Here is a 13,027-nt window from a genome sequence, read left to right as displayed (position 1 = left end):
CACGCCGCGCTCGTGCACGAGGGTGCCGATCCCCAGCCCGAGCGCCTGGACGCCCATCAGGTTGATCTCGTCGGGAAACAGCCAGCGCGCGTCGTACTCGCGAAAGCCGGTGGGCTTGACCAGGGGCGCCTGCTCGAACCCGAACGTGTTGGGCAAAAGCGCAGCTTGCGGCGTCGGAAACATCGCGGGTCTTCCTGGATGCGGCGGAGCGGCCGCGGCTCCGGGATAGCCGACCCCCGGGATGCGGCCAAGCGGGCGCCGGTCGGTACTCCGAAAGACCGTCGCCCGTCGGGGGCCGTGCTACTGCGCCGGCTTCGGGGCCGGCGCACCGGCAGGCGGCTGGGGCGGCTGGGCCGGCGCCTGCGCCGGGGCTTCGCCGGGCAGCAGCACGTTCCTGGCGACGGTGCCCTCCGGCCCGTACTCGCCCGCCACCGCGACGCAGGCCTGCTCGCGGTTCAGCGCCATCTGGTTCGACATCAGCGCGAACATCGTCTGGACGCGGTTGCCGAAGGGGCCGCGGGGGGCGACGTCCTCGGGCCGGACGTTCTGCTTGGCCAGCAGCGCCTCGAACGCCTCGGTGCCGATCCGGTAGCCGCAGACGTTCGAGGCGGCGAAGATGTAGGCACTGAACTCGAGCGCGCGCGGGGCGGGCGCGTTGCGGATCTGCGCCCCGGCCGGCGCGGCGGCGAGCAGGGCCGCGGCGAGCGCCGCGGGGGCGACGGAAAGGAGATGGCGCATTCTCGGATGTCCTCGGCTGCGCGGATTCTATCGATCCGCTTGGCGACGTCCGGGATAGATCGGCAGGGCGCCCGGGGCGAGATGTCCCGTGCGCGCACCGCGTCCTTGTCCATCGGCATCCATCGTAGTGCCCGCCGTCGCGCCGGCCGGCCGCGCCCGAAAAGAGCATTCGCGCCGGTCGCGGAGGGAAATCTTAAGACCTCGGCCGCAGGTCTTGGCCAATCGTCCTGCGACGAAGCACTCCCCAGGGCTGGAAACGCATGCTGCACGCCGCTCACCGCCGCCCCGACATGCCCCGGCCGGCCGTCGCGCCCGGCCAGGCGGGTTTCTCCGCGGTCCGGTCGCACGGCAGCCTGCCGCAGCTCGTGGCGGAGGCCGCCGCGATCCACGGTCCGGCACCGGCCTTCGCGGGCCGCGAGGGGGGGACGACCTACGCCGCGCTCGGAGCCGTGCTTGCCCGCTACGCGCGCTACGCCGAGGCCGAGGGGGTCGGCCGCGGGGACACCGTCGCGCTGCTGACGGGTGCCGGCGAGCGCCACGTCCTCTGGCTCGGCTTCGCGCTCGCCGGCGCCCGGGTCGCGCTGGTCGATCCGGGGCTTGCCGGCCCGCGCCTCGCCCGCGTCCTCACTGCCGTCGGCGCGCGCCTGATCGTCGCCGATCCCGAGCGCGCCGAGGCGATCCGGGACCTGCCCGCGCTGATGCCCGAGATGCCGGCGGTGCGCTGGCACGGGCCGGGCGCGGACTTCGCCCGGATCGACCTGGAGGCCGCCGAGTACGAGGCCGGCCCGCTCGCCGGACCCGACCGGGCCGGTCCGGACGACCCCGCCCTCGTCGCCTGTTCGGGCAACCGGGGTGGCGCCCCGACGCTCGAGACGGCCAACCACCGCCAGATCCTGGCCTGGGCGCAGGGCGCGAGCCTCGGCCTGCGCCGGGCGGGCGAGGTCTGCCCGGCCGCGTTCCGCGACCTCGCCGAGGTCTGCGGCGCGCTCCTGCGCGGCGACGCCGCGATGCCCGGGGCGGCGCCCGCGGGCGCCCTGTGCTAGACCGGAACCGCCACGAGTCCGAGCCCCCCGGCGCGGTTCGCCGCGCGGGTTCCAGCGAAGGTTCACGCCGATGTCGGCCGCCGCGATGCCTGCCCCGGAAGACCTGGTCCTGCGCGCGGACGCGGACGGGATCGCCACGCTGACGCTCAACCGCGGCCATGCCCGCAACGCCCTCTCGCTCGGGCTGATGGCGGCGCTCCACGGCGCGCTCGATGCGATCCGCGACGACCGCGCGGTGCGCGTGGTAGTGCTGCGTGGCGCCGGGCCCGCCTTCTGCGCCGGGCACGACCTCAAGGAGATGCGGGCCGATCCCTCCGCCGGCGCGGTCGAGGCGGTGTTCGCCGCCTGCTCGGCCTTGATGCTCGCGATCATCCGGCTGCCGCAGCCGGTGATCGCCGAGGTGCACGGCATCGCCACGGCCGCGGGCTGCCAGCTCGTGGCGACCTGCGACCTCGCCGTCTGCGCGGAGGAGGCCCGCTTCGCCACGCCCGGCGTGCAGATCGGCCTGTTCTGCTCGACCCCGATGGTCGCCCTGTCGCGGGCGGTCCCGCGCAAGGCCGCCCTGGAGATGCTGCTCCTCGGCGAGCCGATCGAGGCGGCCGAGGCACTGCGCATCGGGCTCGTCAACCGAGTGGTCCCGGCCGCCGACCTCGCGGCGAGCGTGCAGGCCATGGCGGCCCGCATCGCCGCGAAGGCGCCGCGCGTCCTCGCGATCGGCAAGGAGGCCTTCGCGCGGCAGAACGAGCTCGGGCTTGAGGAGGCCTACGCCTACGCCTCGGCCGTGATGACCCGCAACATGCTGATGGACGAGGCGGCCGAGGGAATCGACGCCTTCCTGCAGAAGCGCCCGCCGCGCTGGGAGGCCTGAGCGGGCGCCGCGCCTCGGTCAGGCCGGCGAGGCGGCGAGCGGCGTTCCGATCCGCGCGCCGCGGCGGGCGCTCCGGGCTCGCGCGAGGCGGGCCCGCGGCGCTGGCGGTGTCGCGCGGCAGCCGACGCCGATGTGGTGGAAGCCGGCCTCCGCCGCCGCCTCGGGCGCGATCAGGTTGCGGTAATCGACCAGCACGTCGCCGGCCATCCGCCGCCGCAGGCGCGGCAGGTCGAGCGCCCGGAAGGCGTCCCACTCGGTGATCAGCGCGAGCGCGTCCGCGCCCTCGGCGACCGCGTAGGGATCGGGCACGCAGGTGATCTCCGGCATCAGCGCGCGGGCCTGCTCCATGCCCTCCGGATCGTAGGCCCGGACGTCCGCGCCCTCGTCGAGGAGCGCCGTGAGGATGGTGAGCGCGGGCGATTCGCGCATGTCGTCGGTGTTCGGCTTGAAGGTCAGGCCGAGCACCCCGATCGTGAGACCGCGCACCGAGCCGCCGCAGGCCTGGATCAGCCGGCGCGCCATCCGGCGCTTGCGCTGCTCGTTGGCCGCCGCCACCGTCTCGACGATGCGCGTCGGCGCACCGAGGTCCTGGGCCGACTTGATCAGCGCCTGGATGTCCTTCGGGAAGCACGAGCCGCCGAAGCCGGGCCCGGCCTGGAGGAAGCGCGCGCCGATGCGCCGGTCGAGCCCGATGCCGTGGGCGACGTCGTGGATGCTGGCATCGGCCTGCTCGCAGAGGTCCGCCATCTCGTTGATGAAGCCGATCTTGAGGGCGAGGAAGGCGTTGGCGGCGTACTTCACCAGCTCCGCCGAGCGGCGCCCCGTGAACAGGATCCGCGTGCCCGCCTCCAGGGGGCGGTAGAGGTTGCGCATCACGGCGCGCGCCCGCTCGTCATCGGTGCCGATCACGATGCGGTCGGGCGCCTTGAAGTCGGCGATGGCCGCGCCTTCGCGCAGGAATTCCGGGTTGGAGACCACCGCGAAGGAGGCCTGCGGGCGCAGCGTCTGCAGGATGTGCTCGACCCGGTCGCCGGTGCCCACCGGCACGGTCGACTTGGTGACGACCACCGCGTAGCCCTGGAGCGCGCCCGCGATCTCGCGGGCGCAGGCGTAGACGTGCGCGAGGTCGGCGTGCCCGTCACCGCGCCGGGCCGGGGTGCCGACCGCGATGAAGATCACCTCGGCGTCGCGCACGGCCTCCGCGATGTCGGTGCCGAAACCGAGCCGCCCGGCCGCGACGTTGCGGGCGACGAGCGTGTCGAGATGCGGCTCGTAGATCGGCATCCGCCCCGCCCTGAGCGACGCGATGCGCCCCTCGTCCCGGTCCACGCAGCGGACCGTGTGGCCGAGGTCGGCGAAGCAGGCGCCCGAGACGAGACCGACATAGCCGACACCGATGATCGCCACCTGCATGGTGAAGCACTCCGTCCGCCGCGCGGCGGATCGACCGCGCCCGGACGGAGCATGTCGCGCCGCAGCAGGGAGCGTTACGCCTCTTAACGGGTAGGCCGCACACCTGTCCGGGCTAGTCCGAAGGCGCGCCGGCCCGGCCGCGGACGCGTCCGACCGGGCCGGGACGATCCGGCTCCCGGAGCGCGTCGCGGCATTCCAGCCGCCATCTCGCCCGAGATGGTCCGGGCGCCGATGCTCGGCCTTCATACCGGCCGGCACCGGGGCGACCGGCGCGTCCTTCCCGGGAGCGCCTGCGACGGCCGCGCGATCAGGCTGCGACAGGGCAAGGGCAAGGACGTGGGCAAGGCCCACGTCTCCGTGCCGGCCACGCGCGCGCTGAAGGCCGCGCTGGAGGAGGCGCCCCATGGCGTGACGATCCTGCTGGCGCCGGTTTCACGAGGTCCGGTCCGAGACGCGCGAGGCGGCCGGCATCGTGGACGACCTGCACGTCGACGACCTGCGCGGCACGGCGGTGACGATGCGGGCCGAGGCCGCCGGCTCCGTGCCCGAGATCGCGACGATCACCGGCCACGCGCAGAGGATCCTCGACCGGGATCTCGCCCGCAAGGGCATACTCGCCGAATCAGCGATAGCGAAGCTCGACGAGCACCGGTGGGACCGGTCGCGGCCTAAACGGGAATATGGGGAGATCGTAGGAGGCCCAAGTTTGCAAACCGTTCTGCAAACCGCCTCCCCGTGACTCAGAGGACGGGGGCTCAGTCACTGGAATTTATGGTCGGAGCGAGAGGATTCGAACCTCCGACCCCTAGTCCCCCAGACTAGTGCGCTAACCGGGCTGCGCTACGCTCCGACGCCCCTTAGGGCAGGCGGGTCATAGCTTTAGCGGTCGGGAGGCGCAAGCCCCTAGCGGAGCCAGATTGGCAGGAAAGCGCAGCGAACGGCCGGGCTACGCGCCGATAGTCCCACGGAAGTCCCACAGGGTGTTCCAGCGCTGTTCCCGCGGGCGCGGTGGCGGATGGACCATCCGCCCCTCGCCGTAGAGAAGGCCTAGATGGCGTGGTTAGTCGGCATTCCCGGAGCCGCGCTTACGTGCGGTCACCTCGATTTCGATCTTGAGGCGGCGGTCAATCAGACCCGCCTCAATCATAGTGGCGGCGGGGCGGGCCTCTCCAAAAGCCTCCCGAAGCGCAGGCCAGCAGGCGGAGAAGTCCTCTGCGGATGGTAGGATGTAGCGCACTCGGACCACATCGGCGAAGGTCGCCTCAGCCTCTCGCAACGCGTGAGCGATATTGGCCAAGCACTGTGCGGCTTGATCCGCAACGTCCTCCGCGATGGTCATCGTAGCATAGTCGAACCCGGTCGTGCCCGATACGAATATCCACTCGCCGTCAACGACAGCGCGGGAATAGCCGATTTCATGCTCGAACGACGAGCCGGACGAGATGAGGCGACGCATCGCATTCTCCAAAACTATCAAGTCAATCTGCCCACAAAGCCTCACTTTCTGCAATAGGTCGGAGAATGCCACATCCTGAACAGGGTGTGAGGAGCGGAATAGGGGCAAGGTCGTCACTCCCGGTGTCTCGACACCCTGCAGATGGATGGAAGGGGCATTCCTTAAACGCAAAAGGCGCCCCCGGCCGAAGCCGGGGGCGCCCGAAATCCGGTGTGGTAGCGCGGCTATCCCGCGCCCTTGATGCCGACGACGCCGGCGACGGCGGTGCCGATGGCGGAGAGGATCCAGGCGATCGCCTTCCAGATCCGGCCCTCCACGGTGGTCAGCCGCTTGTCGAAGCCGTCGAGGCGGTCGTGGAGCGCCTTCTCCTTCAGCTCGATCTCGGCGCGCGGCACGAAGGTGCCGATGCGCTCCATCAGCTCGCGGTGCTGGGCCGCTGCGGCGGCCTTCGCCTCGTCGGCCGTGCGCATCATCGCGTCCTGGCGCGCCGACATGCCGGCGATCGCCACCAGGATGCGGACGTCCGTCGGCTCGCCGGCCGCCAGGTCGAGGCTCTCACGCGCGGTGGTCATCGGGATGCTCCGGCTGGCGAGGGCCGGCCGCTCGGCCGGCGTCGGCGTGGTGGGCGGGGGAAGCCGTCGGCCCAGCTCGGCGCCGATCGCGCGGAGCGCCGCGCGCATCTGGACCGGCGGGGGTGAACCCTCCCCCGCGGTGGGGGAGGGTCCGAGGCGGCGCGGGGCCGCGCGGGTCACGCGGCGGGGTTCTTCACGCCCTGCAGGACGCCGGCGAGGAGCGCGCCCACGCCGCTGACGACGGCGGTGACGGTGGCGGCGGTGGCCGGATCCGACAGGAAGGCGCCCAGCGCCGGCTTGCCGACGGCGACCGACAGGACGCCGGCCATGGTGAGGACGCCGGCGACGACGCCAGGGGTGACGAACTTCATCATCGTGGTGGACTCCGGAGGATGCGCGGCTGGACCCGGCCGGCTCGGGAATGGCCCGGGAATATTTCCGCCCGGATCGGACAGGGTCAGGCGAGGCGGGCGGCCTGGACGTGCATCCAGTCCATGTTCCGGGCCCGGCCGAGGGAGACCCAGCCCTCCGCCTCCCAGATCCGCCAGAACTCGGCGGCGTCGGGCTGCGCCAGGCGCGCGCGGTCGCGGCCCCACGCGAGCTGGTTGCGCTCCGGATCGAAGTCGATCGCGATGCCCCAGCTGTGCATCGAGTAGGCCGTGCCGCCCCGCATCTTGCGGACGTTGAGCGAGCCGCCGAACACGTCGAGGCCGATCCGCGCCCGGGCCGCCTCGTCGTAGGCGGCGGCGATCCGGGCGAAGGCCCGGGCGGCGGAGTCGTGCACCGTCTCGTGGACGCTGATATTCCGCACCGTGCTCGCCTTGTCCCAGGCCAGCCGCATCGGGAAGGGCAACACCAGCGCGGTCTGATGCTGGCCGACCGCACCGTAGACGCGCAGGCAGTCGGCCTGGAGCGGCCAGACGGCGGCCGGCCGGGCCGGCGCGGGGATCAGCGCCGCCAGGGCGGCGGCATCGGCCCGCCCGCTCGCGGGCAGGCCCGCGGCGAGCTGGAAGGCCTTCAACGCGGCCTCGGTGCGCGGGCCGGCATCGCCGTCGTCACCCCGGCCGGACGGGCCGCCTGTGCCGAGGTCGTAGCCGCGCGCGATGAGCGCGCGCTGGATCGCAGCGACGTCCATGGTCTCTCTCACGATGTCAAAGAGCGAGGGGGGAGGGGGAAAGCGTCAGCCGCCCGCCGTCAGGCGAAACGGCCGGTTTGTCAGGCCGGATGGGCCGTTCGTCAGGCTGCTAGGCGCGCGGCGGCGCCCACGGCGGCGGCCCGGCGCAGGCTCTCGTCCACCTCCTCGGCAGAGAACCCGAACGCCTCGCGCCGAGCCAGCAGCTCGGCCCGGAACACGTCGTTGGCGTATTCCCAGCGCTGCCAGACGATCAGGCCCTCGACCGTGCCGCTCTCGCGCGCGGCGATCACCTTGGCCTCGACCTCGGCGAACCGGCCCCAGAGGATCAGGCCGACGCGCCAGTCCGAGTTGGTGACGCTCGCCGGTACCGGGTCCGGCTGCGGTGCGGGCGCGTCCGCCAGGGAGAAGGCCCGGGTCGGCACGCCGTCGCGGTTCTCCAGCGGGCCCGGCACCACGATCTTGCCGGCCGGCGGCGCGGGCGGCTCGACGATCTCCGCGATACCGGCGCCGGCCAGTTCCGCGGGGGTGGCCCGTTCCAGCCAGTTGCTTGGCCGGCTGATCCGGTCGCGATCCACGAAGGCGACGCCGTGGAACACCTCGACGGCCGCGCCGTCGAGATCGATGAAAGCGGGCATGTCGGGTCCTCAGATCGTGGGAGCGGCGGATTTGTAGGGATGGCCAGCGGGCAGAGACGCGGCGAGGTTGAAGCTCCACGCCAGATAGCCCGTGAGCTTATCGCGCTCTTCCTGCGTAAGAATGCGATTGAGTATGAGGCATGATTGTATAACCCCGCCCCAATACGTTCCGCTGATAATCCCGGACCCGGGCCAGTTGCCGACAGTTCCGGTGCTACCGCTCGGAGTGCTTGTTGTTGTCAGGCTCTTCTGAGAGGTCGCGCCGTTTTGCGTTACAGAAACGAGGGGGTTGGATCCCTGCGCCTGCTCGGCGATGACAATTCTATCAAATCCACTCCAAGTAATACCATTATCTAAATCTGACGCCCAAGTACCATATTGAACGCTAGACCCCCTATTAATCTCCTGAACGCACCGCATCTGATTGTTAGAACGCTGTCCATAACCGATGCCGCCGGCCGTATTATTCGTGGGTCGCCCAACCACGACCATCGTTGAAGCGGCCGAGTCAACTGGCAATCCCGCGGTGGAGAACGTCAGAACATCGTCCGAGCCGTCGAAGATAAGGCCGCCGGTGCTATTCCGTGCCGAAGCCGAGTAGATGGGTCTTGCGCCTCCGGTCGCCTGTGCCGCATGCCGAGCGGAAGCCGACTTGTCCGACCATTGCGAGACCGCGCTGTTCGCGTCCCGCACCATGGTCGCCGGATCCCGTCCGTCGAGCCAGAGCAAGAGATCCGTGCCGAATTGCGCGGGCGTCCAGAGCGAGGCGCCACTCGCCACCATCATCGTGGGCGAAGGAAAGGGGTACATGGCTCAGACCCCCTTCTTGATGCCGACGAAGGACAGCCGCGGCGTCGCGGCATCCACGCACAGGAAGGTCAGCGCATCCTCGGCGTTCGCCGCGGTGCTGAGCGTGGGCGGCCCGTCCGCCCCGAAGTTGAAGGCCGAGGTGTAGGAGCCCGTGCGCCCGCCCGTGGCGTCCTGCTTGGCGCGCAGCACGTAGGTCAGGCCCTCGACGAGGTTGGTAGGCGTCTGGAACGTGGTGTTGGTCGTCAGCGTGATCCTGGCGTTGAAGCCGAGCGCGGCGTTCCAGGCCGGTGCGGCGCTGGCCGCAAGCGTCTGCGGCACCTGCGCGTCGCGCAACGCCTTCGCGGTCACGATCTTGCCCGTGTCGGTGCCGGCCCAGATGTCTGCCGTCGTCGCGTAGGAGGCCGCGGCCTTCGCATCGAGCGCCGCCTGCAGGCCGGCGACGTCGCCGATCGCGACGGCGAGCGCCGCCTTCAGGGCCGGCCCCGTGATCGCGCCCTGCAGGCCGACCACGGAGATGACCTGATCCGAGCTGTCGACCTTCTCCCAGTAGGTGCCGTCGGAGACCGCCCAGTCGCCGACCTGCCAGTCGGTGATGCTGCCCTTCGGGCCGGCCAGCGCCGTCGTGCCGGCGGTCAGGACGATGTAGTAGGCGCCCTTGTTCGCGGCCGAGGGCGCCGCCAGGGTCGGGCTGTTGGCCGCGGCGTCCCAGCCGCCCTGGTAGCGCACGGTCCCCAGGAGGGCATCGGGGATCTGCGCGGCCAGCAGCTTGCCGGTGGAGCCGTCGAGGGTCGCGGCGCCGCCGGCGACGCCCGCGGTGAGCTGCGCGGCCGAGCCGAGCCCGAGGTTCGCTCGCGCCCCGGCTGCCGTGGTGGCGCCCGTGCCGCCGCGGGCGAGGCTCTGGACGTCGTAGGTCCAGGCGGAGACGCCGTCCGTGGTGAGCAGGAAGTCGGTGTAGGGCGCGGCGAAGACGGCCGCGGCGGCGCCGTTGAGCTTGTCCGTCCCGGCCGCCTGGATGGTCAGGGTGTTGGCCGCCGAGATCCCGCCGGCCTGATCCATGATCCGGAGGGTGGCGCCCGGGTTCAGGGCGCTGGCCGCCGGCAGGGTGAAGACACGCGGCCCGGTGAGCGCGGCGGTGAGCGCCACCGTCCTGTCGCCGGCCAGGATGGTGTAGGCGGCATCGCCCCGGGCGGTGAACTTCTCCAGTCCGAGGTTCGCCCGGGCGGCCTTCGGGTCGGCGAGGTCGGAGAGGTTCGAGGCCTTGGCCGTCTTCTCGCTGTCCACCTCGGCGAGGGCCGCCTGCACGTTGGTGGCCGCGATCTGGCCCGTGGGCGCGAAGCTGATGCCGCCCGCCGCGTTGGCGCCGCCACCGGCTTGCTGCACGTCCTGGATCGCCTTGGTGCGCGCGGCCTCGATATCGGTGAGGGCGCCGCCCCGGGCCGTGCCGATCGCGCCGGTGGCCGAGGTCCTGGCCGTGGTGATGTCCTGGAGCGCGCCGGTGGCCGCACCGGTGATGCTGGTGACGCCGGCGGCGGCCGCTGCCTGGACGTCGGAGACCGCGATCGCGTCCTTGATCTTGGACGTGGTGATCGCGAGCGTGACCAGATCGTCGAGCGTGGAGGCCGCCGAGACGGCATCCATCTTCGCCTGGACCACAACCTGGTAGTGGCTGAAATCGAGCGCCATTCCGCTGCCTCGGGAGGTTGCGCGCGGGCGTCAGAGCGACGCCAGGGCGAGGATCTTGAGCTTGTTCGACCACTCGGTGCCGGAGCCGTCCGGCTTCACGGCGAGCACCCGGCCGCGGTCGCCCGGGCCGATCAGCGGCAGGCCCGACACGGCCTCGGCGCTGGCGGCGGCGGCCTCGGCGCGCTCGGCGAAGTCCTCGGAGGCGTCGCGATAGCCGCGGGTGGTGTCCCGGGCCGCCACGGCGGTGTCCCGGGCCCCGGTCGAGACCGCGACGGCATCTTTCACCGCCTGCAGGGAGCCGTAGAGGGCGACGCCGTCGTCGCGTGCCTTCTCCGCGCCCCGGCGAGCCGTCGCGGCGGCGCCGGCGGCGGCCTCGGCGCCGGTGCGCGCCGCGGTCGCCACCCCCGCCTGCGTGGCAGCGGTGCCGGCAGCGGTCACGGCCGTGCTGCGCGCGGCCTGCGTGTCGGCCGGCGCCGAGAGGCCGGTGTCCCGTGCCGACTCCGTCGCAGTCTTCGCCACCAGGGTCGTGTCGCGGGCGGCCTCGGCGCCGGTACGGGCGGTGGTCGCCAGCCCGGCCTGCGTCGTGGCGATCCCGCCTTGCGTCGTGGCCGTGGCGGCGTTGGTGTCCGAGGCGAGCTTGTCGGCCCGCACCGCCGTGCGGTCGGCCGCGGTGGCCACCGCATCCGCGTCGGCCGCGACGCGGTCCGCCCGCACCGCGACCCGGACGGCCGCCGTGGCTACGGCATCGGCATCGGCCGCGAGACGATCGGCGCGCACCGCCGTGCGGTCGGCCGCCGTTGTAGCGGCATCGGCATCCGCGGCCGCCCGGTCCGCTCGCACCGCGACCCGGTCGGCCGCCGTGGCGGCGGCATCGGCGTCGGCCGCGAGGCGATCGGTGCGCGCGGCGGCGCGGTCGGCCGCCGTGGCGGTGGCGTTGGTGCTCGAGGTCGCGGCGGCCGTCGTGGCCAAGCCCGCCTGCGTCGTGGCGGTGCCGGCGGCAGCCTGCGCCTGCGCCGCGGCGGTCTGCGCCTCCGTGGTGGTCTTGGTGGCGTAGGGTGGGCGCTGGTTCGCTGAGACGGATTCGTCCTGCCAGGGCGGGTCGAGCACCAGGGTGGCGAAGACGCCGGCGATCCGCGCCAGGTGCTTCACCCGGGCGAGGTCCGCCACGCGGCGCAGCATGCGGTGCGCGTCGTGCGTGTTCCCGCTGCGCTCCAGGTAGGCGACCACGGGCCCGAACAGCTCCGGATCCCGCTCGGCCGCGTCGTAGACCGCGTTGATCTTGTCGAGGTGTCCGTGGCTGATCCCGGCGAGCGTCGCGATCTGGCCCCGAACCTCGCCGGTTTCGGGCCGCCGACCTCCCGCCAATTGGCGGATGGTCCCCCCGGCCTTTTTCCGCGCGGCAGCATCCACCCGTAGTTGCGGGGAGAGGTTGAGCCACAACTGCCGGATCTGAGCCGGGCGCAGGGGGGACCGTTGACGCATGACACGCCTTAGGAATCGATTCGGATTCGGAGTCGGGCTGGGGAAACGGGAGTGTCGGCGCCGGGCCGTCACGACCGTCCGGAAGGTTGCCGGCGCGCCGGTGCCGGCACGCCTGCGGCGTCGAACAGATCGATGGGTGGTCCGGCCGGCCGGGGCCGGCGGACCTGCTCTTCGGGATCGGGCCGGCCGGAGCCGGGGCTCATCACGTCCGGCGGCTCATGCCCGGGCACGTACCAGCGGCCGAGCTGATAGCCGTTCGAGGCCTCCCGGCCGCAGCCGCAGCCGCAGCTGCAGCGATGCACCGGCGGGTCTTGCCGCGGACCGGCCTGGCCGCCGAGGTGGGTGAGCTTCGCCGTCCTCATGCGGCGCCCCCGAATCCGATGCCGCACAGGCTCCAGCGCCCGGCATTGGCTGCGGCCTCGGCGCGGGTGCGCGCCAGCTCCGCCTCGAGGCGCGCCTGGTCGGCGAGGATTCGCGCGCCCTCCAGCCAGCGCTCGTCCGCGTCCGGTACGACGGCCGCCAGGACCTCCGGCCCGTAGGCGAACACGAAGGCTAGTAGCGTCGTGCCGTTGCCGAGGGACTCGCGCCGCAGGATCGCCGCAACCGTATCGACCGGCAGGCGCGTGAGGGCGGCGGCATGCTCGGCCGTCTTCACCGGATGCCGGGCGCGCAGGAAGTGGGCGAGCCCGGTCGCGTCGACGGTGTGACGCCGGCGCAGGGGACAAGGTGCGCTCGCACCGCCGATCGCGTGCGCCTGTCCGCCCGGCGGCGCCAAGCTCTCGGCGGGGGAGGGCGGGACGGCATGCGCGGTGAGATCGGCGGGAAACAGCGCGGCGAGTGCCGCATTCAGCTCGGCGACGGCGCCGATCGTCTCGTCCGGCAGGGCCTGGACCCGCGCCAGCGCGCCGGCGAGCTGCCCGGCGAGCCCCGCGCCGGCCGCCTCGCCGGCTGCGATCGCGGACGCAGTGTAGGTGGTGAGGGTGGCGCAGAGGCCGTCCAGCCATGGCGTCGTCACGGCCGCGACCCTGCTTGGTCAGCACGGATGGGACTTTGCGCGCACGGGTCGACAGTCCCATCCGGCCCGTTAGCGGAGGGGCGACGCTCTGGCGACCGCTCCAACGCTGCCTCGCGCTCGGCGCCGGACCGGATGACGGCTGCGATCCGCAAGTCGATCCGCTGATCCAGCCAGCGC

14 protein-coding genes, 1 tRNA gene and 1 pseudogene are annotated in these 13,027 nt (G+C 72.6%); 3 read left to right on the top strand and 13 right to left on the bottom strand.

All coding sequences use genetic code 11. The features are described from left to right. Both MFF56_RS30200 and MFF56_RS30195 read right to left on the bottom strand, forming a co-directional pair. Positions 1-183 (bottom strand): annotated as a pseudogene (locus MFF56_RS30200) (phosphomannomutase/phosphoglucomutase); the annotation flags it as partial. A 117-nt stretch (positions 184-300) separates the two neighbouring features. Then, positions 301-738, bottom strand: coding sequence for a hypothetical protein (locus MFF56_RS30195; RefSeq protein WP_066925981.1), 438 nt, complete (start codon positions 736-738; stop codon positions 301-303). A 260-nt stretch (positions 739-998) separates the two neighbouring features. Between MFF56_RS30195 and MFF56_RS30190 the strand changes: the two genes are divergently transcribed. Both MFF56_RS30190 and MFF56_RS30185 read left to right on the top strand, forming a co-directional pair. Further along, on the top strand, positions 999-1,781 hold the full coding sequence (locus tag MFF56_RS30190) for an AMP-binding protein (RefSeq protein ID WP_066925984.1): 783 nt from the start codon (positions 999-1,001) through the stop codon (positions 1,779-1,781). A 70-nt stretch (positions 1,782-1,851) separates the two neighbouring features. Further along, positions 1,852-2,649, top strand: coding sequence for an enoyl-CoA hydratase (locus tag MFF56_RS30185; RefSeq protein ID WP_066925987.1), 798 nt, complete (start codon positions 1,852-1,854; stop codon positions 2,647-2,649). 18 nt (positions 2,650-2,667) lie between these two features. Here the strand turns inward: MFF56_RS30185 and MFF56_RS30180 are convergent, their stop codons facing one another. Continuing rightward, positions 2,668-4,062, bottom strand: coding sequence for a UDP-glucose dehydrogenase family protein (locus MFF56_RS30180; protein ID WP_066925990.1), 1,395 nt, complete (start codon positions 4,060-4,062; stop codon positions 2,668-2,670). Between the two features lie 472 nt (positions 4,063-4,534). Here MFF56_RS30180 and MFF56_RS30175 point away from each other — a divergent pair, with 472 nt between their 5' ends. Continuing rightward, on the top strand, positions 4,535-4,801 hold the full coding sequence (locus MFF56_RS30175) for a hypothetical protein (protein WP_066925993.1): 267 nt from the start codon (positions 4,535-4,537) through the stop codon (positions 4,799-4,801). A gap of 33 nt (positions 4,802-4,834) precedes the next feature. Here MFF56_RS30175 and MFF56_RS30170 read toward each other — a convergent pair. The 10 genes from MFF56_RS30170 to MFF56_RS30125 all read right to left on the bottom strand — a co-directional run bounded on the left by MFF56_RS30170 (position 4,835) and on the right by MFF56_RS30125 (position 12,850). Then, positions 4,835-4,912, bottom strand: a tRNA-Pro gene (locus MFF56_RS30170). A 210-nt stretch (positions 4,913-5,122) separates the two neighbouring features. Beyond that, the gene (locus MFF56_RS30165; protein ID WP_066925996.1) at positions 5,123-5,518 is read right to left on the bottom strand and encodes a RidA family protein; all 396 of its coding nucleotides are present in this window, start codon (positions 5,516-5,518) and stop codon (positions 5,123-5,125) included. A gap of 224 nt (positions 5,519-5,742) precedes the next feature. Beyond that, positions 5,743-6,090: a hypothetical protein gene (locus MFF56_RS30160; protein ID WP_156453941.1), complete on the bottom strand. Its 348-nt coding sequence runs from the start codon at positions 6,088-6,090 to the stop codon at positions 5,743-5,745. A gap of 176 nt (positions 6,091-6,266) precedes the next feature. Then, on the bottom strand, positions 6,267-6,464 hold the full coding sequence (locus MFF56_RS30155; protein WP_066926002.1) for a hypothetical protein: 198 nt from the start codon (positions 6,462-6,464) through the stop codon (positions 6,267-6,269). Positions 6,465-6,547: 83 nt separating this feature from the next. After that, positions 6,548-7,225: a peptidoglycan-binding protein gene (locus tag MFF56_RS30150; RefSeq protein ID WP_082773282.1), complete on the bottom strand. Its 678-nt coding sequence runs from the start codon at positions 7,223-7,225 to the stop codon at positions 6,548-6,550. Between the two features lie 101 nt (positions 7,226-7,326). After that, a complete protein-coding gene (locus MFF56_RS30145) occupies positions 7,327-7,860 on the bottom strand; it encodes a hypothetical protein (RefSeq protein ID WP_066926006.1) in 534 nt (177 codons plus the stop codon). Between the two features lie 9 nt (positions 7,861-7,869). Continuing rightward, positions 7,870-8,670, bottom strand: a complete 801-nt coding sequence (locus MFF56_RS30140; protein ID WP_156453942.1) for a hypothetical protein — start codon at positions 8,668-8,670, stop codon at positions 7,870-7,872. A gap of 3 nt (positions 8,671-8,673) precedes the next feature. After that, on the bottom strand, positions 8,674-10,353 hold the full coding sequence (locus MFF56_RS30135) for a hypothetical protein (protein ID WP_066926009.1): 1,680 nt from the start codon (positions 10,351-10,353) through the stop codon (positions 8,674-8,676). Positions 10,354-10,383: 30 nt separating this feature from the next. Beyond that, positions 10,384-11,718 carry a hypothetical protein gene (locus MFF56_RS30130; RefSeq protein ID WP_066926011.1) on the bottom strand — a complete coding sequence of 445 codons (1,335 nt, stop codon included), beginning with the start codon at positions 11,716-11,718 and terminating at the stop codon, positions 10,384-10,386. Between the two features lie 475 nt (positions 11,719-12,193). Beyond that, on the bottom strand, positions 12,194-12,850 hold the full coding sequence (locus MFF56_RS30125) for a hypothetical protein (RefSeq protein ID WP_066926016.1): 657 nt from the start codon (positions 12,848-12,850) through the stop codon (positions 12,194-12,196). Positions 12,851-13,027: the final 177 nt, after the last annotated feature.

This window comes from Methylobacterium hispanicum (assembly GCF_022179285.1).
Classification (GTDB): domain Bacteria; phylum Pseudomonadota; class Alphaproteobacteria; order Rhizobiales; family Beijerinckiaceae; genus Methylobacterium; species Methylobacterium hispanicum.
This window is presented reverse-complemented; position numbering and strand designations above follow the sequence as displayed.

Bases quoted from the DNA above. Each gene is read 5' to 3' on its own strand.
- MFF56_RS30160 (WP_156453941.1), bottom strand. From the start codon at position 6,090: ATGACCACCGCGCGTGAGAGCCTCGACCTGGCGGCCGGCGAGCCGACG.
- MFF56_RS30140 (WP_156453942.1), bottom strand. From the start codon at position 8,670: ATGTACCCCTTTCCTTCGCCCACGATGATGGTGGCGAGTGGCGCCTCG.
- MFF56_RS30165 (WP_066925996.1), bottom strand. From the start codon at position 5,518: ATGCGTCGCCTCATCTCGTCCGGCTCGTCGTTCGAGCATGAAATCGGC.
- MFF56_RS30185 (WP_066925987.1), top strand. From the start codon at position 1,852: ATGTCGGCCGCCGCGATGCCTGCCCCGGAAGACCTGGTCCTGCGCGCG.
- MFF56_RS30145 (WP_066926006.1), bottom strand. From the start codon at position 7,860: ATGCCCGCTTTCATCGATCTCGACGGCGCGGCCGTCGAGGTGTTCCAC.
- MFF56_RS30190 (WP_066925984.1), top strand. From the start codon at position 999: ATGCTGCACGCCGCTCACCGCCGCCCCGACATGCCCCGGCCGGCCGTC.
- MFF56_RS30180 (WP_066925990.1), bottom strand. From the start codon at position 4,062: ATGCAGGTGGCGATCATCGGTGTCGGCTATGTCGGTCTCGTCTCGGGC.
- MFF56_RS30155 (WP_066926002.1), bottom strand. From the start codon at position 6,464: ATGATGAAGTTCGTCACCCCTGGCGTCGTCGCCGGCGTCCTCACCATG.
- MFF56_RS30150 (WP_082773282.1), bottom strand. From the start codon at position 7,225: ATGGACGTCGCTGCGATCCAGCGCGCGCTCATCGCGCGCGGCTACGAC.
- MFF56_RS30135 (WP_066926009.1), bottom strand. From the start codon at position 10,353: ATGGCGCTCGATTTCAGCCACTACCAGGTTGTGGTCCAGGCGAAGATG.
- MFF56_RS30195 (WP_066925981.1), bottom strand. From the start codon at position 738: ATGCGCCATCTCCTTTCCGTCGCCCCCGCGGCGCTCGCCGCGGCCCTG.